This window comes from Mesorhizobium sp. M0664 (genome assembly GCF_040320565.1).
In the GTDB taxonomy this organism is placed as follows: Bacteria; Pseudomonadota; Alphaproteobacteria; order Rhizobiales; family Rhizobiaceae; genus Mesorhizobium.
In genome coordinates this window covers 103,571-128,498 of the sequence record NZ_JAMYPW010000005.1, presented here as the reverse complement: position 1 = coordinate 128,498, position 24,928 = coordinate 103,571, and the positions used below count along the sequence as shown (strand labels likewise).

22 protein-coding genes and 1 tRNA gene are annotated in these 24,928 nt (G+C 62.1%); 10 read left to right on the top strand and 13 right to left on the bottom strand.

Annotated features, from left to right (window positions below):
• The first annotated feature begins 12 nt into the window (after window positions 1-12).
• Complete coding sequence (locus NKI39_RS09550) at window positions 13-978, top strand: RgsD C-terminal domain-containing protein (protein ID WP_352540660.1); 966 nt, start codon at window positions 13-15, stop codon at window positions 976-978.
• 159 nt (window positions 979-1,137) lie between these two features.
• On the opposite strand, the gene thrS is transcribed toward NKI39_RS09550, so the two are convergent.
• The 4 genes from thrS to NKI39_RS09530 all read right to left on the bottom strand — a co-directional run bounded on the left by thrS (window position 1,138) and on the right by NKI39_RS09530 (window position 4,862).
• The gene (gene thrS / locus NKI39_RS09545; RefSeq protein ID WP_352831561.1) at window positions 1,138-3,111 is read right to left on the bottom strand and encodes a threonine--tRNA ligase; all 1,974 of its coding nucleotides are present in this window, start codon (window positions 3,109-3,111) and stop codon (window positions 1,138-1,140) included.
• 167 nt (window positions 3,112-3,278) lie between these two features.
• A complete protein-coding gene (gene blaOXA, locus NKI39_RS09540; RefSeq protein WP_352473908.1) occupies window positions 3,279-4,094 on the bottom strand; it encodes a class D beta-lactamase in 816 nt (271 codons plus the stop codon).
• Window positions 4,095-4,240: 146 nt separating this feature from the next.
• Window positions 4,241-4,615: a membrane protein insertion efficiency factor YidD gene (gene yidD / locus NKI39_RS09535; protein WP_352831559.1), complete on the bottom strand. Its 375-nt coding sequence runs from the start codon at window positions 4,613-4,615 to the stop codon at window positions 4,241-4,243.
• A 79-nt stretch (window positions 4,616-4,694) separates the two neighbouring features.
• Window positions 4,695-4,862, bottom strand: a complete 168-nt coding sequence (locus NKI39_RS09530) for a hypothetical protein (RefSeq protein ID WP_352473909.1) — start codon at window positions 4,860-4,862, stop codon at window positions 4,695-4,697.
• 91 nt (window positions 4,863-4,953) lie between these two features.
• Here NKI39_RS09530 and NKI39_RS09525 point away from each other — a divergent pair, with 91 nt between their 5' ends.
• A complete protein-coding gene (locus NKI39_RS09525) occupies window positions 4,954-5,868 on the top strand; it encodes a LysR substrate-binding domain-containing protein (protein WP_352831557.1) in 915 nt (304 codons plus the stop codon).
• Here NKI39_RS09525 and NKI39_RS09520 read toward each other — a convergent pair.
• On the bottom strand, window positions 5,865-6,311 hold the full coding sequence (locus NKI39_RS09520; protein WP_023678879.1) for an iron-sulfur cluster assembly scaffold protein: 447 nt from the start codon (window positions 6,309-6,311) through the stop codon (window positions 5,865-5,867). The two genes, NKI39_RS09525 and NKI39_RS09520, sit on opposite strands and share 4 nt — an antisense overlap.
• Window positions 6,312-6,551: 240 nt before the next feature.
• On the opposite strand from NKI39_RS09520, the gene folE reads away from it, so the two are divergent.
• The 3 genes from folE to NKI39_RS09505 all read left to right on the top strand — a co-directional run bounded on the left by folE (window position 6,552) and on the right by NKI39_RS09505 (window position 8,749).
• Window positions 6,552-7,187, top strand: coding sequence for a GTP cyclohydrolase I FolE (gene folE / locus NKI39_RS09515; protein WP_352466975.1), 636 nt, complete (start codon window positions 6,552-6,554; stop codon window positions 7,185-7,187).
• 35 nt (window positions 7,188-7,222) lie between these two features.
• The gene (hisI, locus tag NKI39_RS09510) at window positions 7,223-7,693 is read left to right on the top strand and encodes a phosphoribosyl-AMP cyclohydrolase (protein WP_352831555.1); all 471 of its coding nucleotides are present in this window, start codon (window positions 7,223-7,225) and stop codon (window positions 7,691-7,693) included.
• Between the two features lie 84 nt (window positions 7,694-7,777).
• On the top strand, window positions 7,778-8,749 hold the full coding sequence (locus NKI39_RS09505; protein ID WP_023678882.1) for a patatin family protein: 972 nt from the start codon (window positions 7,778-7,780) through the stop codon (window positions 8,747-8,749).
• A gap of 19 nt (window positions 8,750-8,768) precedes the next feature.
• On the opposite strand, the gene recJ is transcribed toward NKI39_RS09505, so the two are convergent.
• The 5 genes from recJ to NKI39_RS09480 all read right to left on the bottom strand — a co-directional run bounded on the left by recJ (window position 8,769) and on the right by NKI39_RS09480 (window position 14,745).
• The gene (recJ, locus tag NKI39_RS09500) at window positions 8,769-10,553 is read right to left on the bottom strand and encodes a single-stranded-DNA-specific exonuclease RecJ (RefSeq protein WP_352831553.1); all 1,785 of its coding nucleotides are present in this window, start codon (window positions 10,551-10,553) and stop codon (window positions 8,769-8,771) included.
• A 60-nt stretch (window positions 10,554-10,613) separates the two neighbouring features.
• On the bottom strand, window positions 10,614-11,597 hold the full coding sequence (gene glpX, locus NKI39_RS09495; protein ID WP_352831551.1) for a class II fructose-bisphosphatase: 984 nt from the start codon (window positions 11,595-11,597) through the stop codon (window positions 10,614-10,616).
• Window positions 11,598-11,800: 203 nt separating this feature from the next.
• Window positions 11,801-13,114 (bottom strand): homoserine dehydrogenase, encoded by a 1,314-nt coding sequence (locus NKI39_RS09490; RefSeq protein WP_352819162.1) that lies wholly within the window; start codon window positions 13,112-13,114, stop codon window positions 11,801-11,803.
• Window positions 13,115-13,154: 40 nt separating this feature from the next.
• Entirely contained in the window at window positions 13,155-14,372 is a 1,218-nt protein-coding gene (locus NKI39_RS09485; RefSeq protein WP_023678886.1) for an LL-diaminopimelate aminotransferase, read from the bottom strand.
• Window positions 14,373-14,412: 40 nt separating this feature from the next.
• Window positions 14,413-14,745: a hypothetical protein gene (locus tag NKI39_RS09480; protein WP_352647805.1), complete on the bottom strand. Its 333-nt coding sequence runs from the start codon at window positions 14,743-14,745 to the stop codon at window positions 14,413-14,415.
• A 151-nt stretch (window positions 14,746-14,896) separates the two neighbouring features.
• Between NKI39_RS09480 and phaC the strand changes: the two genes are divergently transcribed.
• The 3 genes from phaC to NKI39_RS09465 all read left to right on the top strand — a co-directional run bounded on the left by phaC (window position 14,897) and on the right by NKI39_RS09465 (window position 18,413).
• The gene (phaC, locus tag NKI39_RS09475; RefSeq protein WP_352816790.1) at window positions 14,897-16,723 is read left to right on the top strand and encodes a class I poly(R)-hydroxyalkanoic acid synthase; all 1,827 of its coding nucleotides are present in this window, start codon (window positions 14,897-14,899) and stop codon (window positions 16,721-16,723) included.
• A 327-nt stretch (window positions 16,724-17,050) separates the two neighbouring features.
• Window positions 17,051-18,169 carry a YcbK family protein gene (locus NKI39_RS09470; RefSeq protein WP_352540675.1) on the top strand — a complete coding sequence of 373 codons (1,119 nt, stop codon included), beginning with the start codon at window positions 17,051-17,053 and terminating at the stop codon, window positions 18,167-18,169.
• 169 nt (window positions 18,170-18,338) lie between these two features.
• A tRNA-Glu gene (locus NKI39_RS09465) sits at window positions 18,339-18,413 on the top strand.
• 124 nt (window positions 18,414-18,537) lie between these two features.
• Here the strand turns inward: NKI39_RS09465 and NKI39_RS09460 are convergent.
• Window positions 18,538-18,834, bottom strand: a complete 297-nt coding sequence (locus NKI39_RS09460) for a DUF982 domain-containing protein (protein ID WP_023678889.1) — start codon at window positions 18,832-18,834, stop codon at window positions 18,538-18,540.
• A gap of 297 nt (window positions 18,835-19,131) precedes the next feature.
• Here NKI39_RS09460 and map point away from each other — a divergent pair, with 297 nt between their 5' ends.
• Together map and radC are read left to right on the top strand one after the other, a co-directional pair.
• Entirely contained in the window at window positions 19,132-19,959 is an 828-nt protein-coding gene (gene map, locus NKI39_RS09455) for a type I methionyl aminopeptidase (RefSeq protein WP_352451363.1), read from the top strand.
• A 52-nt stretch (window positions 19,960-20,011) separates the two neighbouring features.
• Window positions 20,012-20,758, top strand: coding sequence for a RadC family protein (radC, locus tag NKI39_RS09450; protein ID WP_352540669.1), 747 nt, complete (start codon window positions 20,012-20,014; stop codon window positions 20,756-20,758).
• An 88-nt stretch (window positions 20,759-20,846) separates the two neighbouring features.
• Here the strand turns inward: radC and NKI39_RS09445 are convergent, their stop codons facing one another.
• A complete protein-coding gene (locus NKI39_RS09445; protein WP_352540676.1) occupies window positions 20,847-23,426 on the bottom strand; it encodes a bifunctional diguanylate cyclase/phosphodiesterase in 2,580 nt (859 codons plus the stop codon).
• A gap of 445 nt (window positions 23,427-23,871) precedes the next feature.
• Window positions 23,872-24,915 carry a class I SAM-dependent methyltransferase gene (locus NKI39_RS09440; RefSeq protein WP_352771418.1) on the bottom strand — a complete coding sequence of 348 codons (1,044 nt, stop codon included), beginning with the start codon at window positions 24,913-24,915 and terminating at the stop codon, window positions 23,872-23,874.
• Between the last annotated feature and the right edge of the window lie 13 nt (window positions 24,916-24,928).

Genomic DNA, 24,928 nt, shown 5'->3' with positions numbered 1-24,928 from the left:
TCAACGCAAGGCATGTTTGAGGGGACATTGCGTCTTTTCCTGATATGGCTCGCTGCCGCACTGTTGATGGTGCCGGTTTCGCTTGCCGTCGCCCAGGATGTGGACGGCCTTGGCGAGCTGAAGCTTCCCGGAATTTCGGGCTATGCACCTCCGAAAAGCGAGACATCGCTGGCATTGGGCAGCAGCGGGGCGATCACGCTGTCGGCGCAATTGACCGACAAGGGCGCCGACATCACGCGCGGCATAGTCTGGCGCGTCTTCAAACCCGAATCGGCCAGCGACGGCAAGCTGACGATGGTCGCCTCCTCTCATGGCGGCACCGCCATATTCCAGCTCGAGCCGGGTTCGTATCTGGTCCACGCCTCCTACGGGCGGGCCGGCGCCACCAAGCGCATCACCGTCGGCAAGGAAGCCAAGCGCGAGAGCCTCGTGCTCGATGCCGGTGGCCTCAAGCTCGATGCAGTGCTGTCCGGCGGGGTACGCATACCGCCGAAGAAGCTGCGCTTCTCGATCTATGAGAGCCACGCCGCGGCCGATGGCGATCGCGCCCTGATCATACCCGATGTCGAGCCGAACAGCGTCGTGCGGCTCAATGCCGGCACCTACCACGTCGTGTCGACCTATGGCGCGGTGAACGCGGTCATCCGCTCCGACATCCGCGTCGAGGCCGGCAAGCTGACCGAAGCGACCGTCGAGCACCGTGCCGCCGAGATGACCATGAAGCTGGTGCGCGAACCAGGCGGCGAGGCGATCGCCGACACCTCCTGGTCCCTGCTCAACGAATCCGGCGATCCGATCAAGGAAACCGTCGGCGCCTTTGCCTCGATGGTGCTGGCCGAGGGCGACTACACCATCATCGCCAAGAACCGCGATCGCATCTACCAGAAGGATTTTACGGTGGTGGCTGGGCACAACCAGGACATCGAGGTTCTGGCCACCGAGGCTTCGGCCATCGATTCCGAGGAAGGCGCCGACTGAGACGCGCCCCTCTAAGCTGCTTTGTGCATGGGTCGCGCCAGCGCGTCGCCGACGCGCACGTCGATCGATCTGCCAGATAGGCGCGCGGCGTGACAGGCATATAAAATATAAAAAATGGCGGTGGATCGCTCCACCGCCATTCGTTGCTGGTCGACTGGTTCAGGCCGCGCGGCGCTTGCGGTCGGGTGTCACCGCCTCGTCGGCAAGCAGCTTCACGGCGGCTGCGAGGCCGAGTGATTCCTGGTCACGCGACCCGAGACGACGGATATTGACCGTTTCTTCCTCGGCCTCGCGCTTGCCGCAGACGAGGATGACCGGCACCTTGGCCAGCGAATGCTCGCGGACCTTGTAGTTGATCTTCTCGTTGCGCAGATCGGCTTCGGCGATCAGCCCCGCCGCCTTCAGCTGCGCAACGACCTTCTGGGCGTAATCGTCGGCATCGGAAGTGATCGTCGCCACCACCACCTGCAGCGGCGCGAACCAGAGCGGGAAATGGCCGGAATAATTCTCGATCAGGATGCCGAGAAACCGCTCCATCGAGCCGCAGATGGCGCGATGCACCATCACCGGCTGCTTCTTTTCCGAATCCGAGCCGATGTAGAAGGCGCCGAACCGTTCAGGCAGGTTGAAATCAACCTGCGTGGTGCCGCATTGCCAGTCGCGGCCGATGGCGTCCTTCAGCACATATTCGAACTTCGGCCCGTAGAACGTGCCCTCGCCCGGATTGACGCCCGTCTTGATCCGGTTGCCCGACCGCGCCGCGATCTTGTCGAGCACGTCCTGCAGCACGCCCTCGGCATGATCCCACATCGCGTCGGTGCCGACCCGTTTTTCGGGGCGGGTCGCCAGCTTGACGGTGATTTCGTCGAAGCCGAAATCGGCATAGGTCGAGAGGATCAGATCGTTGATCTTGATGCACTCGTCGGCGAGCTGTTCCTCGGTGCAGAAGATGTGCGCATCGTCCTGGGTAAAGCCGCGCACGCGCATCAGCCCGTGCAGCGCGCCGGACGGCTCATAGCGATGCACATTGCCGAATTCCGCAAGTTTTACCGGCAGATCGCGGTAGGATTTCAGCCCGTGCTTGAAGATTTGGACGTGACCGGGGCAGTTCATCGGCTTCAGCGCAAACACCCGGTCGTCGTCGGTGTCGTCGCCAGCAACGGTCACCTTGAACATGTTGTCCCGGTACCAGCCCCAGTGGCCTGACGTCTCCCACAGGCTCTTGTCGAGCACCTGCGGCGCGTTGACTTCCTGATAGCCCTGCTCGTCGAGGCGGCGACGCATGTAATTGACCAGGTTCTGGAACATCCTCCAGCCCTTGGCGTGCCAGAAGACGACCCCGGGGCCCTCCTCCTGGAAGTGGAACAGGTCCATCTCACGGCCGAGCTTCCTGTGGTCGCGCTTCTCGGCCTCCTCCAGCATCGTCTGATAGGCTTCGAGCTGCGCCTGATCGGCCCAGGCGGTGCCGTAGATGCGGGTCAGCATCGGATTGTTGCTGTCGCCGCGCCAATAGGCGCCGGCGACCTTCATCAGCTTGAAGGCGCTGCCGATCTGGCCGGTCGCGGCCATATGCGGGCCGCGGCAGAGGTCGAACCAGTCGCCCTGTGCATAGATCTTGAGATCCTGGTCCTCGGCGATGGCGTCGATCAACTCGAGCTTGTAGCGCTCGCCCTTGTCGGCAAAGATCCTTTTCGCCTTTTCGCGCGACCAGACCTCCTTGGTGAACGGCTTGTTGCGTGCAATGATCTCGCGCATCTTCTTCTCGATCACCGGGAAATCGTCGGGCGTGAACGGCTCGTTGCGGGCAAAATCGTAGTAGAACCCGTTTTCGATCACCGGCCCGATGGTCACCTGCGTTCCCGGCCAAAGTTCCTGCACGGCTTCGGCCAGCACATGGGCTGCATCGTGGCGGATGAGCTCCAGCGCACGCGGGTCCTCGCGGGTGATGATCTCGACTTTGCCCGATCTGCCGATCGGGTCGGAAAGATCGCGCAGCGTGCCGTCGATCGAATAGGCAACGGCCTTCTTGGCCAGCGACTTCGAGATCGATTCCGCCAGGCCGGCGCCGGTCATCGCCGCGTCGTAATCGCGAACGGAACCATCGGGAAATGTCAGGGAAACGGAATTCAGCATAAGATTCTCCTATCCAGTCCCGCAAACGAGCGCGGGTGGTAAAATGCATGTCGCCCAAGACTGCTTAGCGGTTTTGGCGCTACGACATGCATCAGTAAGAGCCGGATGCGTCCGGCGGCGAGCGGTCTTTTATGGGCAGTTTTCGGCGCCGTAAAGCCGGATGTAGGTCACCTGAGGAGATTCGGCAGATCTTTCAGGAACATCGCCCGCGTCTTGAGTCCCTTTGGCGTGTCGGAACGTTTCGTATCGACTACCAGGCGGGCAAAGACGATCTTGCGAGCATCGGTCTGCGCCCAGCCGACAAACCAGCCAAGCGAGCGCTTGTCGGCGCTGTCGCCGAGCCTGGTCGTTCCGGTCTTGCCCTGCACCGTCCAGCCGCCTGCCCGGAAGGTCGGGACAATCGCGCTGGTCATCGCATGGGCCTTGTCCGAAACCGGCAGTTTTCGCGCCAGCAGCTTGCGCAGGAAATCGACCTGCTCGACCGGCGATATCTTGAGCGAAGAATTCACCCAGGAATGGGTGAGGCCGTCATTCTTGCCGGCAGTGCCGGAGACTTCGGTGTTGCCATAGTCCAATCTGGACACATAGCCGGCAAACTGTTTGCTGCCGAGCCGGCGCGTAATCTCGCGTGAGAACCAAAGGACCGAATCCCTTTCCCAGATCGTCGGGTCGACGGTCTTGCGGTCCCGTTTCGGGGCATTGAACTCTGCCTTGTACTCCCAGCTTGGCGTATGCTCGTCGCTCAGGATTCCAGCATCATAGCCGATCAGCGCCAGCGGAACCTTGAATGTCGAGGCGGGGCTGAAGCGCTGATCACAGGTCCCTTGGCGATACAGCGTCTCGCCGCTTGCGGCGTCGACGATCAGCGTGCATTCGACGTCCCCGAGCGGCGCCGATTGCGCACGGATCGGAAAACCCATCAGCCACGCCAGGACGTAGAGAACCACGGCGAAAATGAAGGGACGACGATCTATCCGGCGCATTTGGTAATCTCTCCTGAAGGGTGTCAGGAGCGGCTTAGCGAGGTGTCTTGTCTCGATTTTGTCTCAAATGCGCTATGTCAGCGCAAGCTGCGGTTAACCCTACCAGATCGTAAAAAGCGATCCCTTTGTGCACCGCACAGTTGCGGTCAACTGTCCAGGTCGCCACGTTTTTTCCCGATCCGCCAATACCGCCATGGCATGAACCAGAGGTAGCGATCAGCCAGTGCCTCAGGCACCCGGTCGATGCCGTGCGTGCCGAACGGTCCGCAGCGCAGCACCCGGAAAAACCCCATCCAGCCGCCGGCCCACAGCCCGTGGCGGGCGATCGCTTCATGCGCGTATTCGGAACAGGTCGGCAGATGCCGGCAGGAATTGCCGACGAAGCCGGACAGCGTCAGCTGGTAGAGTCGGACAAGCGACGTGCCGAAGACGCGGCCCGGCGTCTTGCGCCACGGGCCGGACCAGTTGCGTCCTTGTCGAATCGGCCTGGCGCCGTGCGCATGCCGATGTTGGCCGACCACCGCAGTCTCCACATCGCGTTTCCCTACGCGATAGATGTGCGCATCGGGCCAGGAACGCAATGCCGTTCCGGCAATCCCGTCATGGCCTGGTAGGGCGAACCGGATAGCGGTCGGGCGTCGGCCTTCGGCATACGGCGACGCTGGTCGGCGGCCTCTCCTCGCACCAATCCCTATGCGGTTTCTCGTCGTACCATTGAAACGTCGCGATCCGCATCACATCGCCCAGAATGTTGAGAAACTGGATCATGGCGGCACTCCTTGAGCACCGATTAGAGCGCCGCTGGCCTTGCTCTTCAAACGAGTATAACGTCCACGTCAGATAACTCTGAGTTATGCGAATGAAGCGCGGACACCTCCCCCTGACGGCTCTGAGAAGCTTCGAAGCAGCCGGTCGTCACCTGAGCTTCAGCCGTGCGGCCGAGGAGCTTTATGTTTCGCAGGCGGCGATCAGCCGACAGATCCGCGAGCTCGAAACCTTCCTGCGCCAACCTTTGTTCTTCCGCCATCATCGCCGCGTCGAGTTGACCGACACCGGCCAGCGGCTGCTCGACCAGTTGGTCAGAAGTTTCGAGGGCATCGACAGGCTGCTTTCGGAATTGACGGCGGCCCCGACGCAGTCCGTGGTGCGTGTCAGCGTCGAGCCATCGCTTGCATCCGTATGGCTGGTGCCGCGGCTCAACCGCTTTCGCGAGTTGCGACCCGACATCGACGTTTCCCTTGAGGTCGAGCCGAGATTGATAGAGTTTCGCAGCGATCAGCCCGAACTTGCCCTGCGTTTCAGTGCGCACGCCACCTCATGGCCACGCAGCGAAGCCGAACAGCTTGCCGCGGTCGTCGATTCCCCAGTTCTGTCGCCGGCACTTCTTGCATCCGGCCCAGCTCTGGAAAAGCCGATCGACCTTGGTCGCTATACGTTGCTGCACGAAGAAAACCGTCAGGCTTGGGCACGCTGGTTCGAAGCGGCGGGCGTGACGGCTGATGCCGTGCCTGCGCGCGGCCCGATGCTGGCCGATGCTTCGCTTTCGAAGCAGGCAGCCTTGCTTGGACATGGTGTCGCGCTGGGCGATCTATTGCAGATCGGCGAAGAACTTGCGTCCGGCGCGCTGATCAAGCCTTTCGACATCGACGTCGCGTCGGGCGCCTATTGGCTAGTGGCCAGAAGGCTGAATGACCTTTCCGAGCCAGCCAGGGCTTTTGCCGACTGGGTCCGGGCGGAATTCGCCGAAAGCCGGCGTTTTCTCGCCAAGGTTTAAGCTGCCTCTTCCGCCCGCTTCTTCTCGATCTGGCCGATGGCGTCGACCACTGCGTCGAAGGTCAGCATGGTCGAGGCGTGGCGCGCCTTGTAGTCGCGCACCGGTTCCAGGTATTTCAGGTCGGCGAAGCGGCCTTCGGGCGGCGGGCCGTTTTCCTTCAGCATCTTCAGCATCGTCTCGCGCACGCTGCGCAATTCTTCGGCGCTGGCGCCGACGACATGCTGCGCCATGATCGACGACGACGCCTGGCCAAGCGCACAGGCCTTCACGTCATGCGCGAAATCGCTGACGACGCCATCATCCATCTTCAGATCGACGGTCACCGTCGAGCCGCACAGCTTGGAATGTGCTCGTGCGGTTGCGTCGGGCCGGTCGAGCCGGCCGATCCGTGCGATGTTTCCGGCAAAACCCAGAATTTTCGCATTGTAGACATCGTCGATCATATTTTTCCAATCCGTCGCCGCCCAGCGAACAGTCATTGCCGCTCTGGCGTCTTCCTTTCGCTCGGCACGAACATATATAATGGCGGTAGTCGGGTATCGACAAGGCGACCACAAACCTCGTCATACCCAATTCTGTTCACGCCACTTACGGGCTGGAAACCGGGCGAGTTTCTGACACCCGAAAGGTCGTGGTCCGTTCAACTCGTTCCTCCTGAGAGAGGAACTACGGGAGACGCCTTTATGGACGCCGTTATCAAGAAGCTCATGCCGCGGTCTGCCTATATGGAAAAGCCGGTCACCGACCGGCCGAGCGAGGCCGAAGTCGAAGCCGCTGTGCGCACCTTGTTGCGCTGGACCGGCGACAACCCTGACCGCGAGGGCCTGATCGACACGCCGAAGCGCGTCACCAAGGCGTTCAGCGAAATGTTCAACGGTTATGATATGTGCCCAGCCGAGGAACTTGGCCGCACCTTTGAGGAAGTTGCCGGCTATGACGACCTCGTTCTCGTCAAGGACATATCCTTCCACTCGCATTGCGAGCATCACATGGTGCCGATCATCGGCAAGGCGCATGTCGGCTATCTGCCTGACGGCAAGGTTGTCGGCCTGTCCAAGATAGCCCGTGTCGTCGACATCTTCGCCCATCGCTTGCAGACCCAGGAAGCGATGACTGCGCAGATTGCCGGCGTCATCCAGGACGTGCTCAATCCGCGCGGTGTGGCCGTTATGCTTGAGGCCGAGCATATGTGCATGGCCATGCGCGGCATCCGCAAGCAGGGCTCCACCACGCTGACCTCAACCTTCACCGGCGTCTTCAAGGACACACCCGAAGAGCAGGTCCGCTTCGTCACCATGGTGCGCGGCGGCAGGATCTGATCGGCCTGCCGGCTTCGCTAGATAAGGACCGGCGAATGTCGGCATTGGAATTCCCGAAAGCTCCAACAGACAAGAAGGCACTCGAGGAAGGCGCGGTCCTTTCACCGCGCTTCGATGCTGCCGGCCTCGTCACTGTCGTGGTCACCGATGCCGAAGACGGCATGCTGCTGATGGTCGCGCATATGAATGCCGAGGCGCTGGCGCTGACGCTCGAGACCGGCATCGCGCACTACTGGTCGCGTTCGCGCAACGCGCTGTGGAAGAAGGGCGAAACCTCGGGCAATGTCCAGCAGGTCGTCGAGATGTTCACGGATTGTGACCAGGACGCGATATGGTTGCGCGTCAAAGTGCTGGGTCACCAAGCAACTTGTCACACCGGCCGACGTTCATGCTTTTATCGGACGGTGGGGCTGAGCGATGGCAAAGGGACGCTTGCCAGCGACGGCAGCAAGCCGCCGTTCGATGCGGAAAAAACCAATCGAAAGCCCAATACACCATCAATATGAACCATTCGCAGCACTTCAGCCACGTATATTCATGATTTCGATACGGCCCGCCTGTAGGATGACCGTGGGACAAGGGAGATTGTGATGCTCGACTGGGCGTCATTGCGCAACAGACCTGACGTTCGGGAGGCCAATGGCCTCTCCTCGGCTGCGGGCGCATCCGAAACCAAATCTCCGGGCAAAACCGGGATTTCGCTGGCATTGGGTGGCGGCTGTGCGCGCGGCTGGGCGCATATCGGCGTGCTGCGCGCGCTTGATGAAGCCGGCATCGAAGTGTCGATGATCGCCGGCACCTCGATCGGCGCGCTGGTCGGCGGCTGCTATGTTGCCGGCAAGCTCGACGAGTTGGAAGAATTCGCGCGCAGCCTGACCAGGCGGCGCATTTTTGGCCTTCTCGACCTCAATCTACGCGGCAGCGGCCTGTTCGGTGGCATGAAGCTCGATGCGCGGCTGCGCGAGCACATAGCCGGCATCCGCTTCGAGGACCTGCCAAAACCATTCGTCTGCGTCGCTTCGGAAATCCGCACCGGCCATGAGATCTGGCTGTCGAGCGGCTCGTTGAGCACCGCAATGCGCGCCTCCTACGCGCTGCCCGGCGTGTTCGAGCCGGTCGCCTGCAATGGGCGTGTGCTGGTTGACGGCGCACTGGTCAATCCGGTGCCGGTCTCGGTCTGCCGTGCCTACGAGCAGCCGCTCGTGGTTGCGGTGAACCTTCACTACGATCTGTTCGGCCGCGCCGCGGTGATCAAGCACAATGCCGGCGAGCTGGTCATCGAGAAAGACGCGCCGAGGGCCGGCCACGCCGATCCCGAACGCCAGTCGCGCGAGACGCGGCTCGGCATTACCGGCGTCATGGTCGAGGCCTTTAACATCATCCAGGACCGCATTTCGCGCGCCAGGCTGGCCGGCGACCCGCCGGACATATCGCTGCAGCCGAAGCTCAGCCATATCGGCCTGACCGAATTCCACCGCGCAGACGAAGCGATCCGTATCGGCTACCAGGCAACGATGGCGCAGATCGGCGACCTGACCCGGCTGCAGACCGTCCTCGCTTAGGCAGGGCGGCAGCGAGCTCTCAGGCAAGCGCCGCGTCGATGATGCGGAACTGCACCGTGCGGTTGCCGTTCCAGTGATTGCCCGACAGCGAGCCGGCGACGTGCACCGGTTTGCCCCTGTTCTTGAACAGGAATTCGCCGAGCGCAGTATCGACGGCGCGAAAGGCGATCGCCTGGATGCGGCCGCCACTTTCCGACTGCAGGTCGACGCGGATGTGGTTGCTGCCGACCGCCCGCGCATCAACAAGCCGGTGACGCGGCAGCGCGAACACCGGCGCGACATGCCCAGCGCCGAACGGCCCTGCCCTCTCTAGTGCATCGAGCAGCCCAAGCGTCGCGCCCTCGGCGGCTAGCGCACCGTCGATCGCCAGGCTCTCCTCGCCTTGCAGCCGGAATACATCCACCGCCGCGCGTTCTTCGAAGAAAGCCCTGAGTTCGCCGAGCTTCGCCCGCTCGACAGTGATGCCGGCCGCCATTCCGTGGCCGCCGCCCTTGACGATAAGCCCGGCATCGGCAGCCTCGCGCACCAGCCGGCCGAGGTCGAAGCCCGACACCGAACGGCCTGACCCCGTACCGACACCATTGGCGTTGAAGGCGATGGCAAAGGCCGGCCGTCTTGCATGGTCCTTGAGCCGCGAGGCAAGCAGGCCGACAATGCCAGGATGCCAGTTGCTGCTGGCTGTCACCACGATGGCCGGACCATTGCCGCCGGCAAGCTCGGCATCGGCCTCTGAGCGCGCGGCGGCCAGCATCTCCTGCTCCATCGACTGCCGCTCCTGGTTGAGCCGGTCCAGCGTCTCGGCGATGGTGCGGGCCTCGACCGGGTCGTCGGTTGCAAGCAGGCGGCTGCCAAGTGCTGCGTCGCCGATGCGCCCGCCGGCGTTGATGCGCGGACCGATCAGAAAGGCCAGATGGAACGTGCTGATCGGCTCGCCTATACGCGAGACCCGCGCCAACGCCGCCAGCCCTTCGTTTCTCTGCTGCCGCGCCACCTGCAGCCCCTTGACCACGAAGGCGCGGTTGACGCCGGTGAGCGGCACCACGTCGCAGACTGTGCCCAGCGCCACCAGGTCGAGCAGGCCAAGCAGGTCCGGCGGTGCGGCATCCGGCAAGCGGCCGCGCAGGATCTTCGCGGTCTGCACCAGGCAAAGGAAGACGACGCCGGCGGCACAAAGATGACCTTGGCCGGAAAGGTCGTCCTCGCGATTTGGGTTGACGACCGCAGCCGCCGCCGGCAGCGGCCCGCCGACCTGATGGTGATCGAGCACCACGACGTCGGCGCCGGCGGCCTTTGCGGCGTCGATGGAAGCAGCACTGTTGGTGCCGCAATCGACGGTGACGATCAGCGTCGCGCCGCGCGAGACGAGTTCGCGCATCGCTTCCGGATTGGGGCCGTAACCCTCGAAGATGCGGTCCGGTATGTAGATCTCCGACGCCACCGAGAAATATGCGAGAAAGCGCTTGAGCAGCGCCGACGAGGCGGCGCCGTCGACATCGTAGTCGCCAAAGATCGCCACTTTTTCCCTGGCCATCACCGCCTGGGCGATGCGAGCGGCGGCCCTGTCCATGTCGGTCAGCGATGCCGGGTCGGGCAGCAGATTGCGGATGGTCGGATCCAGAAACCGCTCGGTCTGCTCGGCGGTGACACCACGCCCGGCCAGCACACGTGCCACGATGTCAGGCACGCCATACCCTTGCGCGATGGCGAGCGCGGCCATGTCCTGACGCTCGGTCAGCCGGTGTTCCCAGGAAACGCCGGTGGCCGACTGCCTGACATCGAGGAAAAAGCGTCTTTCCCCCGTCACGTGACGCGCCGTCTGCAATTTGTCATTGCGCACAATATGCAACGGCTAACTGAGTCGAAATCAAAACTTTTCCAGATCCTGATGCCTGGCTTTGATTTCGCGCACGGTCCGCGATGACGAGCGCAGCACGATCGTGTGCGTGGTGATGAAATTGCGGCCGAACTTGACGCCGGCCAGCATATTGCTGTCGGTGACGCCGGTCGCGGCAAACAGCACGTCGCCGCGGGCCATGTCTTGCGTGTGGTAGATCCGTTTTGGGTCGGAGATCCCCATCTTCGCGGCGCGCGCCAGCTTTTCCGGCGTATCGAAGATCAACCTGCCCTGCATCTGGCCACCGGTGCAGCGCAAGGCGGCCGCTGCGAGCACGCCTTCGGGCGCGCCTCCGGTGCCGAGATAGATGTCGATGCCGGTCTCGTCCGGGTCGGTGGTATGGATGACCCCGGCGACATCACCGTCGCCGATCAGACGGATCGCGGCTCCGGTCGCCCGCACGGCTTCGATCAACGCGCCATGGCGTGGCCGGTCGAGAATACAGGCGGTGATCTCCGCCACCGGCACGCCCTTGGCCCTGGCGAGGCTGGCGATGTTTTCGGCCGGCGAGGCATCGATGTCCATGATGCCGTCGGCATAACCCGGACCGATCGCGATCTTGTCCATATAGACGTCCGGCGCGAACAAAAGGCTGCCTTTTTCGGCAATGGCGATAACGGCCAGTGCGTTGGGCAGGTTCTTGGCGCAGATCGTCGTGCCTTCGAGCGGATCAAGCGCGATGTCGACAGCCGGGCCTTGGCCGGTACCGACCTCTTCGCCGATATAAAGCATCGGCGCCTCGTCGCGCTCGCCTTCGCCGATCACCACCGTGCCGTTGATGGCAAGACGGTTGAGCTCCTGCCGCATGGCATCGACCGCGACCTGGTCGGCGGCTTTCTCGTCGCCGCGTCCGCGCAATCTGGCGGCCGCGACCGCGGCGCGTTCGGTGACGCGCACCAATTCCATGGTCAGTATCCGGTCGAGGCCGGCGACAATGTTTTGGGCCACATTCATCGATGGACAATCCTCGTTGGCACTTTGTTTTTATTATGCATGTCGTTGTCCCAAAACCGCTGCACACTTTTGGGCGACATGCATTAGCCTCCCGCCAGAGACGCGCTTCTTGTGTCAAAGCCCCGTGACAACAGCAAGACCTGCGTTGGACCTTTTTGAAAGCGCAGCAATATCAATCGATTAAACGCCAAAATGTGAGACTGCTATCCGGCCCGCTCGATGCGGATGACTTGCGGCTTGTCGGTCAGAAGGCTGTCCCTGGTGATGCCGTCGACGGCCTTGCGCACCGCCGCCTCGGTCGTCTCGTGGGTCACCAGGATGACCGTCTTCTGTGCCTCGGTTTCCGGCCCGGCGGCATGCTGGACAATCGATTCCAGCGAAATGTCGTTGTCGGCCATGCGCTTGGCTATTGCCGCGAAAACGCCGAGGCGGTCGTGCACGGTCAGCCGGATGAAATAACCGCCGGCATGGCTGCGCATCTGCGCCTTCTTGTAAGGCTTCAATTCCTTCACCGGCCGGCCGAAGACCGGACCATGCTGGAAGCCAGGCCGGCTCTTGGCGATATCGGCAATGTCGCCGATCACCGCCGACGCGGTGGCGTTGCCGCCGGCGCCAGGGCCGGAAAGCAGCAATTCGCCGAGGATGTCGGTTTCTATCGCTACCGCATTGGTGACGCCGTGCACCTGCGCGATGACCGAGGCCGTCGGCACCATGGTCGGGTGCACGCGCTGCTCGATGCCGCTTTCGGTGCGTTGGGCGACGCCAAGCAGCTTGATCCGGTAGCCGAGATCGCCGGCCGCGCGGATGTCGGCCTGGCTGATGTTGGAGATGCCTTCCATGTAGATATCGTTGGCGGCGATCCTCGTGCCAAAGGCAAGGCTGGTCAGGATCGACAGCTTGTGCGCGGTGTCGTGACCCTCGATGTCGAAGGTCGGGTCGGCTTCGGCATAGCCCAGCCGTTGCGCATCCTTCAGGCAGGCATCGAAAGACAGGCCCTCGGCTTCCATGCGCGTCAGAATGTAGTTGCAGGTACCGTTGAGGATGCCGAAAACGCGGGTCACCGAATTGCCGGCCATCGCCTCGCGCATCGTCTTGATGACCGGAATGCCGCCGGCCACCGCCGCCTCGTAATTGAGCAGCACGCCTTTCCTCTCGGCGATCTCGGCCAGCGCCACGCCGTGCTTGGCAAGCAGCGCCTTGTTGGCGGTGACGACATGGCGGCCGCCTTCAAGTGCCGCTTTTACGGACGAGCGCGCCGCCCCGTCGTCGCCGCCGATCAGCTCGACGAACACGTCGATCTCGCCGGTCTGCGCCATCTTGATGGCGTCGTCGAACCACTGTGCTGCGCCAAGATCGACGCCACGGTCGCGCTTTGGGTCTCGGGCCGAAACGGCTGTGACGACGATGTCGCGTCCGCACTGCCGCGTCAGTTCCGCCGCCTTGTCGCGCAGCACGCGCGCCACCGACGCGCCGACGGTGCCGAGCCCGGCAATTCCAACACGCAACGCTTCAGCCATGTCCGGCGACGCCCCATTCAGTCGGTCGATGTGTAGAAAATCAGCGATGCGCGGCGAGCGGTACGACGTTATTCGGCTGCTTGGCGCTGGATGCGAGGAAGCGCTTGATGTTGCGCGCCGCTTGCCGGATCCGGTGCTCGTTTTCGACCAGCGCGATGCGCACGTGATCGTCGCCATGCTCGCCGAAGCCGACGCCCGGCGCCACCGCGACGTCGGCGTGCTCGATCAGGAGCTTGGAGAATTCAAGCGAGCCAAGGTGCTTGAACGGCTCCGGGATCGGCGCCCAGGCGAACATCGATGCCGCCGGTGCGGGAATGGTCCAGCCGGCGCGGCTGAAAGCGTCGACCATGACATCGCGGCGTTTGCGGTAGACGTCGCGCACTTCCGCGATGTCGGCGCCATCGCCGTTGAGTGCATGCGCCGCCGCCACCTGGATCGGCGTGAAGGCGCCGTAGTCGAGATAGGATTTCACTCGCGTCAGCGCCGAGATCAGCCGTTCATTGCCGACCGCAAAACCCATGCGCCAGCCCGGCATCGAAAAGGTCTTCGACATCGAGGTGAACTCGACGGCGACGTCTATGGCGCCCGGCACCTGCAGCACCGAAGGCGGCGGATTGCCGTCGAAATAGATCTCCGAATAGGCAAGATCCGACAGGATGATGATGTCGTTCTTCCTCGCGAAGGCCACCACCTCCTTGTAGAAATCGAGCGAAGCGACCAGTGCCGTCGGATTGGACGGATAATTGAGGATCAGTGCCAGCGGCTTCGGGATCGAATGGCGAATGCCGCGCTCCAGGGCCGGGATGAAGCCGTCGTCCGGCTCGACCTGCAGCGAGCGGATGACGCCGCCCGACATGATGAAGCCGAACGCATGGATCGGATAGGTCGGATTAGGGCAAAGGATCACGTCGCCGGGGGCGGTGATCGCCTGCGCCATATTGGCGAAGCCCTCCTTCGAGCCGAGCGTCGCCACCACCTGGCTGTCCGGGTCGAGCTTCACGCCGAAGCGGCGGGCATAGTAGTTGGCCTGGGCACGACGCAGGCCCGGAATGCCGCGCGACGACGAATAGCGGTGCGTGCGCGGATCGCGTACCACCTCGCAGAGTTTGTCGACGATGGCCTTGGGCGTCGGCAGATCCGGATTGCCCATGCCAAGGTCGATGATGTCGGCGCCGCGCGAACGGGCGCTGGCCTTCAGCCGGTTGACCTGTTCGAAGACATAGGGCGGAAGCCGGCGGACCTTGTGAAATTCTTCCATGGCAGTTCCAGACAGTGAGGTTGCGGTCGCGCGTATAAGCCTATTTGCAACTAGGGTCGAGAGCGGGGTCGCATTTGCCTTCGATCTGCTTCAGCGCCTCGGCGCCGTGTTTTTTTGCCAGCTGGTCCAGCGCTGCCTGGTCCGCAACCTTGACGCCCCCGCCCTTGGCGGCCTGGCTCTGCTCCTCGGCCTTCAGTTGGGCGAGCTTGGCGTTCTTTTCCTCGTCGGTGAATTGTTCGGCCGCCACCTGCGGCCGGATGTTCAGGTTCGGATAGGAACCGGTGTCCTTCGCGCCGACAAGGCCGGTGGCGGGCGCCGCACCTTCCATGTTGCTGCTCGTGCAACCGGCCATCGCCAACAGGACGAGCGCCATGCGGCAAAAACGACCAGTGCCGGAAAAAACGTTCTTGCCAATATTAATCGTCATATTGTTTTCCTGGCGGCCGGGTTAGAGCACATTGGACCCTGTTCGATATCCCATGGTAATATGTCAACAAAACGCTTCGGGAGGAACCCCGCGAACCATGGCCAAAACACCCGATTCGGGCAAAGCGGAAGATGACCAACCTTCGACCGTCGAGCAATATCTGGTGAAGGACCCGGAACGCTTCGCCCTGAACATGGCCCGCATGATCGAGCAGGCCGGCAAAGCCGCCTCGGCATGGGTCGAGCCGCGGGAAAAGGGCGAGGTGCGCGATCACGTCGCCGAGCCGGTCGTCGACATGGTGAAGACGTTCTCCAAGCTCACCGAGTACTGGCTCTCCGACCCGCAGCGCGCGCTGGAGGCGCAAACGCGGCTGTTTTCCGGCTACATGACCGTCTGGGCCAACGCCGTCCAGCGCATCGGCGCCGGCGCCGAGGACGCGGTCAAGCCCGAGCGCGGTGACAAGCGTTTCCAGGATCCGGAATGGGGCCGCAACGCCTTCTTCGATTTCCTCAAACAGGCGTATCTGGTCACCTCGCGCTGGGCGGCCGAACTGGTCGAGCACGCCGATGGCCTGGACGAGCACACCCGCCACAAGGCCGGCTTTTATGTCAAGCAGGTGTCCAATGCCATCTCGCCGTCGAATTTCATCCTGACCAATCCGGAATTGTTTCGCGAGACTGTCGCCTCCAACGGCGAAAACCTGGTGCGCGGCATGAAGATGCTGGCCGAGGACATTGCCGCCGGCAAGGGCGACCTGAAGCTGCGGCAGGCCGATTATTCGCTTTTCGAGATCGGTAAGAATCTCGCGACCACTCCCGGCAAGGTGGTCGGCCGCAGCGACGTCGCCGAAATCCTGCAATACGAACCGACTACCGACACCGTGCTCAAGCGGCCGCTGCTGATCTGCCCGCCATGGATCAACAAATACTACATCCTCGACCTCAACCCGCAAAAATCCTTCATTCGCTGGGCAGTCGAGCAAGGCCACACCGTCTTTGTCATCTCCTGGATCAACCCGGACGAGCGGCACGGCGCCAAGAGCTGGGAGGCCTATATCAGGGAGGGCCTGCAATACGGCCTCGACACGATCGAGAAGGCGACCGGCGAAAGGCAAGTCAACGCCATCGGCTATTGCGTCGGTGGCACGCTTCTCGCGGCGGCCCTGGCGCTGATGGCGCAGGAAGGCGACAACCGCATCAAATCCGCCACCTTCTTCACCACCCAGGTCGATTTTACCTATGCCGGCGATCTAAAAGTGTTCGTCGACGAGGAGCAGGTCGCGGCCGTCGAAAAGGCGATGAACGAGAAAGGCTATCTCGACGGCACCAAGATGGCGACCGCCTTCAACATGCTGCGCTCGGGCGACCTGATCTGGCCCTATGTCGTCAACAACTACATGCGCGGCAAGGATCCCCTGCCTTTCGACCTGCTGTACTGGAATGCCGATTCGACCCGCATGGGCGCTGCCAACCATTCCTTCTATTTGCGCAATTGCTATCTCGAGAACAGGCTTTCGCAAGGCATGATGGAACTGGCGGGCCGCACGGTTTCGCTGAAGGACGTTACCATTCCGGTCTACAACCTCGCCTCTAAGGAGGACCATATCGCGCCGGCGCTTTCGGTCTTCCTCGGCTCGAAATATTTCGGCGGCGAGGTCGATTACGTCATGGCCGGCTCCGGCCACATCGCCGGGGTCGTCAATCCGCCGGCGGCGCAGAAATATCACTACTGGACCGGCGGCAAGCCGGCCGGCGACTTCGACCAGTGGCTCGCCGGGGCCACCGACCATCCCGGTTCCTGGTGGCCGCACTGGCAACGCTGGATCGAAGCCAAGGACAATACCCGCGTACCGGCCCGCAAACCGGGCGAGCATATGCAAGTTCTAGGCGAAGCCCCCGGCACCTATGTCAAGGTGCGCGTGTAACCATCTGTAATGTGTGGTGAGTTGACGCGCCGCCAAAAGCGGGCGAAATGGTGCCGTCAACCCTGAGCAGCCTTGATTCATCCTCTAGCCGCCAAATTACTTTGAGGCTTGCAGATTTGACACAGGTCTCGTTTCCGGTTCGGGGAACAAGGGTCATTTCGACGAGACGTTTCGACGCCGCGCCAATGACGAACCGGTCGGATATCGAGGGGGAATTTTGTTTTGAGATCAGCAGGATCGCGCCTCGCGAAGGGAGAAAGCCGCGCCATTGTGGCGGCGCTTTTCTCGGTGCTCCTGGCGTCCTGCACCTCGGCCGGCGACCCGACCATGTCGGTCGGCATGCCAGGCTATAATACCTCGGCTACCGAAATCAGCACGGCCGCCGGTGCGCCCCAGGCCAGCACGGCCGCATCATCGTCGCAGATGACAAGCACACAAATGACGATGAATGCCGACGGCGACGCCAACCTTCCCGAGCAGGTCGCCTATGTGCCGGTGGCCAAGCCAGGGGCCAAGCTCGACGCCGGCTTCCCGATCGCCGTTCCCACGGCAGCCGAGACGATCGCGGGACACACGCCGCAACCGCTGCAACCAAACGCCCAGACGGCTGAACAGGCCGTGGCGCAGAACAGTGCTGATGCATCGAAGCCCGACGCCAAGGCCGCCGAGCCGGCGATGAACAACCCGGTCTATGTGACCGCCGGCGAGATGCCGCAGCCACAGGCCTACGCACCGAAGAAAAACTTCCTGGCCTCACTGTTCAGCGCCACGCCTGCTTCGGCGGCACCTTCTTCGCCGGCCAACAGCAGATCGGGCGGGCAGCCAACGGTCATGCAGGCCAAGGCGACGCCTGCGGCAAAACCCACCGTCACCCTGGCTTCGGCCGATCCGGCTGAAAAGCCGGTGCAGCTGGTGTCGACGGGCGATACCAGCCACTTCACGGCCGATGCGCTGCCCGGCGTGCGACAGACGGCGCTGTTCGAGATCAAGCGCAAATCCGGCCTCGACGATGAGAGTGACGTCGATCTCAACGAAGACGAAGGTTCGGGTGGCGCCTACCAGGTCGCCTCCGCCGCCGGCCTTGCCCGGCTGGCGCCCAACGGCCTCCTGAAACAGAACGAAAGCGTCGATGTCGCCTGCTTGAAGCCGTCGCTGGTTCGCGTGCTGAAGACGATCGAAGGCCACTACGGCCGCAAGATGACGGTCACCTCCGGCTATCGCGATCCGGCCCGCAACCGCCGCGCCAACGGCGCCAAGAATTCGCTGCACATGTACTGCGCTGCCGCCGACATCCAGGTCCCCGGCGTCTCGAAGTGGGAACTGGCGAGCTACATCCGCACCATGCCGGGCCGCGGCGGCGTCGGCACCTACTGCCACACCGAATCCGTCCATGTCGATGTCGGCCCCGAGCGCGACTGGAACTGGCGCTGCCGCAGGCGCGGCTAGGTTCTTTCCGGCGCCGCGACGCCCCTTCCCCGGCGACGTTGTACTTTGCCGCAACCAGCTTCGCCGGCAAAAACACGCGGTTTGGAGCCAAAGGAAAAAAGTTGTCGCAGCCGGCGGCAGACGGGTTGCCGGTTTGTCGTGACGCAACTATAAGCGCTCACATCTGAGCGCGCCCATCGTCTAGCGGTCAGGACACCGCCCTTTCACGGCGGTAACAGGGGTTCGATTCCCCTTGGGCGTACCAGCATTTCAACTTGGCATATGTCTATCGCCAGCGTGATGCTGCGCCAGCTCTGCTGGACCCGCCACTCTGATAGGGGTGTCGGCAAGAAGAGGCGAAGACGACTGAGGACTTCGTCGAAGGCTGTCTAAGCCCGCAGTCCCCTCGCCTCGCCGCCGCGCTTGCGCGGAACCATCATGTCCCTGGCAAGCAGGCCGCTCACCCGGCAAAAGGCCATGAAGGCCCGCCATGCGTCTTCGGTCTCGACGATGTCCACCGTGGCGCCAAAACAGGCATTGAACGCGGCCTGGTAGGTTGGTCCCTTCCGGCGAACCGGCCATGTTTGCAGGAAATCGAGCGCCTGCTCGACACTGTAGATTTCCTCGACCGGCTGGCCGGGCACAGGCGCGATCCGCACCGGCACCTCGAATTGCAGTCTGTCCATTCGATCTCTCCCGAACTGACACCCCCGCAGCAACGCCGTTCGTCGCAAAAAATTGCCGTGGCGGCTTAATGCTTGGGCCGCTTCTCGCCTAGAAATGTGTCGTCACTACGGTGGTCAATGAACCCAGCGAAGTATGGGCCGCTAGAGGCAAGGAGAATGCCCCCAGGCGTGAATATCGCCGGTCTTCGGCCCGTCGCCGGCAGTTCGTCCTTGAACCTTGCGCTTTCCAGTGCCAAATCTGGGAAGGTTTCTCTCGCCGAGGCTCATCCAGCCCCGCATCCCTGCAAGACGGATAAAATGGTCACCTATCTCGACGCCGCCACGGCACCGCTCAGAAACACCGGCCAGATCCGTCTTTACGACGAGGAAGGTTTTGTCGGCATGCGCAAGGCTTGCGATCTCACCGCGCGCTGCCTCGACGAACTGGTACCGATTGTGGCGCCCGGCGTCACCACCGAAGCGATTGATCGCTTCGTCTTCGAGTTCGGGATGGACCATGGCGCGCTTCCGGCGACGCTCAACTACCGTGGCTATACGAAATCATCCTGCACCTCGATCAACCACGTCGTCTGTCACGGCATACCCGACAACAAGCCGTTGAAGGATGGCGACATCGTCAATATCGACGTCACCTATATCCTCGACGGCTGGCATGGCGACTCCTCGCGCATGTATCCGGTGGGCACGATCAAGCGTGCCGCGGAGCGGCTGCTCGAAGTCACGTATGAGTGCCTGATGCGCGGCATCGCGGCAATCAAGCCGGGCGCCCGAACCGGCGCCATCGGCGCCGCCATCCAGACCTATGCCGAAGCCGAGCGTTGCTCGGTGGTGCGCGATTTCTGCGGCCACGGGGTTGGCCGGCTGTTTCACGACGCGCCGAATATCCTGCATTACGGCAGCGCCAGCGAAGGCGTCGAGATGCGGCCGGGCATGATCTTCACCGTCGAGCCGATGATCAATCTCGGCCGGCCGCATGTGAAAGTGCTGTCGGACGGCTGGACCGCGGTGACGCGCGACCGTTCGCTGTCGGCGCAGTACGAGCACACGATCGGCGTCACCGAGACCGGCTGCGAGATCTTCACGCTGTCGCCAAAAAACCTCGACCGCCCCGGCCTGCGGGCCTAGTGTCTGGCAGATCGGGCGTTACCTTGCCCGGCAAATGCTGGGTGGGGCAGCCATGAACGGCAACGACGACGAGCGGGCCTTCTTTCCCGAAAGGCCAGTGCGATCCCACGCGAAGGCGGTGGCCGCCGACAAGCCGCATTATCTCGGCCATCGCGACCGCCTGCGCGAGCGCTTCGCCGCCGGTGCCAACACCCTCCCCGACTACGAACTGCTCGAGCTTCTTTTGTTCCGGCTGATCCCGCGCGCCGACACCAAGCCGGTCGCCAAGGCATTGCTGGCACGCTTCGGTACATTGGCCGAGGTCCTCGGTGCGTCCGTCGAGCGCCTGCAGGAGGTGAAGGGCATCGGCCCGGCGGTGGCGCTCGACCTCAAGGTGGTTGCGGCAACGGCGCAGCGCATGGCGCGCGGCGAGATCGCCGGCCGCGAGCTGTTGTCGACCTGGACGCAGGTTCTCGAATACTGCCGGTCGGTGATGGCCTTCGAGGAGCGCGAGCAGTTCCGCATCCTGTTCCTCGACAAGAAAAACGCGCTGATCGCCGACGAAGTCCAGCAGGTCGGCACCGTCGACCACACACCGGTCTATCCGCGCGAGGTGGTCAGGCGCGCCTTGGAGCTCTCCGCCACGGCGATCATTCTGGCGCATAACCATCCGTCGGGAGACCCGACGCCGTCGCGCGCCGACATCGAGATGACCAAGCTGATCATCGAGACGGCCAAACCGCTTGGTATTGCCGTTCACGACCACATCATCATCGGCAGGAAAGGCCACTCCAGCATGAAGGGGCTGCTGCTGATCTGAGGTTTGGCGTTGTTTTCAGCTTTGTCCGCTGTACGCCTATGTACCGCAACGTGAAGGCGGTCGGCTCGATAAATTCTGGCGCCGAGGCTCAGCTGGCCGTGCGCAGGCGTCGCGATCGGACAAAGGTCTTAAGTCCCTCGGAATCGAACGCGTGGCCGAAGGCATAACCCTGCAATATGTCGCAGCCCAGGCCCTTAAGTAGCCGTGCATGCTGCATCGTCTCGACGCCTTCCGCCACGACCTCGATACCCAGCGACTTGCCGATTTCAATGATCGACGAGACAACCTGCCTTCTCTGCGGCGATTTGACGATTGGGGTGACCAGCTGCCGATCTATCTTCAGCCGGCGCGGCTGCAACTTCAGCAAACTGACCATCGAAGCGTAACCGGTACCAAAATCGTCTATTTCGATGTCAATCCCCAGTTCTTTTATCTGCTCGATGTTCCACGTGACAAGGTCGTCGTTCTCGTCCAGGAAAATCGACTCAACAAGCTCAAACGAAACTGTTCCCTTCTTGATATTTTGCTCTCGCAGGCTCTTGATGAGCTCCTCATCCTGAAGGCGCCTGGCCGAGACATTGACCGACACCCGCGGAATGTGAAGTTTTGCAGCGGACCACGCTTCGAAATCCGAAAGCGATTGCTTCAATATGGCTTGGTCGATGATCGAGACAACGTTCAGTTCTTCTGCAATCCTCAGGAAGACGTCGGGCGCCAAAATACCCTTTATTGGATGTTTCCACCTCGCCAGCGCCTCAACCCCAACGATTTCGAGCGTCTTTGCGTCAAATTGGGGCTGGTAGAACGGGATGAACTCGTTGCGCTCGAGGCCGCCGAGAATTTCGTCGGCAATCCGCTTGGTATCGACGATTTCGCTTTGCATCGCGTCGGTGAAGAATTCGTATCGATTGCGCCCCCGCCCCTTTGCTCGGTAAAGCGCGATATCGGCGTTCACCAGCAGGTGTTTGGCTTCGACATCTTTTCCGTTATCGACAGCGATTCCCACGCTGACACCAAAACGGCATCGATGACCCTGATAGTAGACCGGTTCGCGCATCTGGCTGATGACGCGGTCGGCGAGCAGCGCCAGCTGCTTGGTATCGTCGCGCACCACGCACAGAACGATGAATTCGTCTCCCCCGATACGGGCGACGAATCCCTCGTCGCCGACCTTCGACCTGAGCACGGTTGACGCGTGAACCAACATCGCGTCACCGGCGGCGTGGCCCAGCGTATCGTTGATGTGCTTGAACCGATCCAGATCTATGTGAAGCAGTGCCGCGTGCCCGCCTGAGTGCCTGGCGTTTGCCGCGTAATGTTCCAGTACCTGGTCGAGGTAACGCCGGTTGGGCAAGCCGGTCAGCGAATCATGAAGCGCGATGTGCTCTATGCGCGCTTTGGCTGACTCGAGTTCTGCATTTTTCGACTCGGACAGCTGTTTTGCACGAACCAGATCCTTGTTCAGCAGGACGTCGGCAGTCACGTCCCATTCCGCGCCGATCATTTTTGGGGTGTCGTTTGCGACCCGGTAAACGATCGCCTTGGACCGGACATGACGGATCTCGCCATCCTGACGCACAATCCGGTACTCCGACAAATATGGTCGTCCGCTGGCCACCGCCCTGTCGAAGTCCGCGTTGGCGCCAGCCAAATCATCTGGGTGGATTGCTCCCGCCCAGTCTGGATAGCCCCGGTGCTCGCCGGTTGGTTTGCCATATATTTCGTTGACGCGATCATCCCACGTAAGCTCGTTGGTCGCGAGATCGTGTTCCCAAACCCCAATAGCCGAAGCTTCCAGGGCGAGTTCCAAGCGTCGTGACAATCGACGCAATTCCGCATAATTGCGCTGTCTTTCGCCAATCAGGCGGCCTGTGACCAGGAAAGGGAACACAACCAAGGCTCCGGCCGTCGCCATGATAGCGCGCAACAACCATGCGTTGCTTGGCGTCGAAGGCCAGCCATTTTTGGGAATGGCCGCGATTTGCCACGAACCGGACGGGAGCACAACGTCGGCTGTCACCGGATCGCTTTTGCTGATCCGCTCACTACCGTAGAATTGGTCTCCATTTTGGCCGAGAGCGTCCCTGCCGATCAGCGCTATGTCAATCCCGAGATCGTCGTCAAGCAGCCCGCTCGCCCGATAAAGACGCTGCACGTCGACAACGGCGGAAATGATGCCCCAGAACCTTTCCGTATTGCCCGCGCTCCGCACGAAAACCGGAAAGCGGCCGATGAAGCCTTGTCCTCCCTGCTTCAGCTCGACGGGGCCGGCAAGCACCAGCTTGCGTTCGTCTCGCGCCCTTAGCGCAGCCGCACGCTGTCGTTCGTTCTTGCGGTAGTCCAGGCCCATCGCCTGCTCGTTACCCTCCATCGGGTACATCAGGGAAACGACCAGATCGGGCGCGCCGGCAATATTGTTCAATTGCGAGTCGGCGCCAAACAGATTGCTCGCGAGTGAGGCGAAGCGTTGCTGTCCCATATAGGGCTCGGTCACGACCGCGGAGACCAATCCACGCACGAGTTGAAGGTTTCCGTTGATATTGCCTTCGAGCTTGGCGCGGATGAGGTTGACCTTGGTCAGCACGTCCGAACGGACGGCCTGGTCCGAGACGACTTTGTTCTGGTGCTCCGCGAACGCAGCGCTGATAAGTATGACGACAAGCGCGATCGCCGCCGGAATATTTGCCGACGAAAAGACGACCTCCTTGATGCCGCCGAACCTAGCGCGGAAAAAAGCCAATAGGCGATTCCTCAAGTGCCATTTCAGGTTTTCGGGTCGACCCGATGAGGAACATTAGCTTTCAATGTTTAATTTGACCTTCACGCTCCTTAGAGCTTTTGCACTTCCGACCGTTGCTGATGTTGCAGGCCCGAGCGGTTGGAGCCAGCTGCCGACTTCCACTGCCATGGTCCCACTGATTGAGATGCGCTGGCGCCGGCGATCCAGCGTCTGTCGACCATTCGCGAGGAGATCTGCTCATCTCAAGGCGCTCGTCTGTGGAAGCGGACCGAGAGAGAGGCCGGCTAGACCTGGCTTGCTCGGAAGATCGAGGAGCGCGAGCGATTGCACAAGTCGACGCTCCGACCCGGGTACTCTGGAGCGTTGACCTGGACTAGTGCCCCTCAATCGCCTTGGGAGACACAAGGTATGGTATCTTGCCGACGCTGCGCTTCGTCGCGCCAATGGAATAAGCCATCGGTATCTTGGGAGAGTTCTCCGGCAAGCCGTACATATCCTTGCCGGCCCGCACGGCAAATGAAAAGTGCTGCCACGAAACCGTGTCATGCTCATTGAGAAAATCGAGCGTCAGACCAGCTGAAATCAGCGCATTCACCACGTCACTGATCGGGTGGATCCATTCATAATAGCGAGGATGCTTCAAGATGCGATCATCGCCGGTGTAGGTCAGTTCCTCGTTCCAGGCGAGCGGCCGAGCTATCGGCGTTCGCCAGTCGTGCTTCAATTCCAGGGCCGCGGCCTTTCGATCGCACTGAAACAGCAATGGATGGCCCTCGGCCATGTAGAGGCGGCCGCCGGGTCGCAGAAGATCGGCAACCACCCGCGCCCAACGGAACACGTCGTCCAGCCAGTTTACCGAACCCCAGGTAACGTAAGCGATATCAAAGGTCCGGCCGAGCGCTTCCACCGCCTCGAACAGTGGCGCTTCCACGAAGCGCACTTCGGTGCCTGCCTTCGCAGCAAAATCCCGCGCTGCCACGATCGCCGTCGGTGAAAAGTCGAGCCCGGTCACGCTGCCTGCGCCGAGATTCTTCAGGCTGATCGTGTCAAGACCGATGTGACACTGCAGGTGGACGATATCCTTGCCGGCGATATCGCCGAGCTCGCGTGTTTCCAGCTCATAGAGATTGGATCCGCCGGCCAGCACATTCTCGATGTGGTAGCTGCCCGTTGTGTCGGTCGAGTGCAGTTCGGCCCGATCATCCCAATTAAGGCGGTTCGCGCCCAGAAACCGTTCCAAATTCCCCCACCCCTGACCGACGCATGGTAAACAAGTCGTTAAAGCACCTTTGCAGCGAAAGTAGCGCGCGTCAATCCGGACCGGGCGGCAGTACGACGCCGCTCGCGAAAGCATTAGTCCCGGGAAGGCTTGCTGCTGATCAAAGGCTTCTGGCGCGATCGCCGCGCCCGGCGACAAGACCCCGCAGGCG

What these genes read in the sequence shown, in the direction of transcription:
- NKI39_RS09470 (WP_352540675.1), top strand. Translation starts at nt 17,051, where the DNA reads ATGTCGGTCGGCATGCCAGGCTATAATACCTCGGCTACCGAAATCAGC.
- phaC (WP_352816790.1), top strand. Translation starts at nt 14,897, where the DNA reads ATGGCCAAAACACCCGATTCGGGCAAAGCGGAAGATGACCAACCTTCG.
- NKI39_RS09460 (WP_023678889.1), bottom strand. Translation starts at nt 18,834, where the DNA reads ATGGACAGACTGCAATTCGAGGTGCCGGTGCGGATCGCGCCTGTGCCC.
- hisI (WP_352831555.1), top strand. Translation starts at nt 7,223, where the DNA reads ATGTCGGCATTGGAATTCCCGAAAGCTCCAACAGACAAGAAGGCACTC.
- NKI39_RS09520 (WP_023678879.1), bottom strand. Translation starts at nt 6,311, where the DNA reads ATGATCGACGATGTCTACAATGCGAAAATTCTGGGTTTTGCCGGAAAC.
- NKI39_RS09480 (WP_352647805.1), bottom strand. Translation starts at nt 14,745, where the DNA reads ATGGCGCTCGTCCTGTTGGCGATGGCCGGTTGCACGAGCAGCAACATG.
- radC (WP_352540669.1), top strand. Translation starts at nt 20,012, where the DNA reads ATGAACGGCAACGACGACGAGCGGGCCTTCTTTCCCGAAAGGCCAGTG.
- folE (WP_352466975.1), top strand. Translation starts at nt 6,552, where the DNA reads ATGGACGCCGTTATCAAGAAGCTCATGCCGCGGTCTGCCTATATGGAA.
- blaOXA (WP_352473908.1), bottom strand. Translation starts at nt 4,094, where the DNA reads ATGCGCCGGATAGATCGTCGTCCCTTCATTTTCGCCGTGGTTCTCTAC.
- NKI39_RS09505 (WP_023678882.1), top strand. Translation starts at nt 7,778, where the DNA reads ATGCTCGACTGGGCGTCATTGCGCAACAGACCTGACGTTCGGGAGGCC.
- glpX (WP_352831551.1), bottom strand. Translation starts at nt 11,597, where the DNA reads ATGAATGTGGCCCAAAACATTGTCGCCGGCCTCGACCGGATACTGACC.
- NKI39_RS09490 (WP_352819162.1), bottom strand. Translation starts at nt 13,114, where the DNA reads ATGGCTGAAGCGTTGCGTGTTGGAATTGCCGGGCTCGGCACCGTCGGC.
- NKI39_RS09525 (WP_352831557.1), top strand. Translation starts at nt 4,954, where the DNA reads ATGAAGCGCGGACACCTCCCCCTGACGGCTCTGAGAAGCTTCGAAGCA.
- thrS (WP_352831561.1), bottom strand. Translation starts at nt 3,111, where the DNA reads ATGCTGAATTCCGTTTCCCTGACATTTCCCGATGGTTCCGTTCGCGAT.
- NKI39_RS09550 (WP_352540660.1), top strand. Translation starts at nt 13, where the DNA reads ATGTTTGAGGGGACATTGCGTCTTTTCCTGATATGGCTCGCTGCCGCA.
- NKI39_RS09485 (WP_023678886.1), bottom strand. Translation starts at nt 14,372, where the DNA reads ATGGAAGAATTTCACAAGGTCCGCCGGCTTCCGCCCTATGTCTTCGAA.
- NKI39_RS09530 (WP_352473909.1), bottom strand. Translation starts at nt 4,862, where the DNA reads ATGATCCAGTTTCTCAACATTCTGGGCGATGTGATGCGGATCGCGACG.
- map (WP_352451363.1), top strand. Translation starts at nt 19,132, where the DNA reads ATGGTCACCTATCTCGACGCCGCCACGGCACCGCTCAGAAACACCGGC.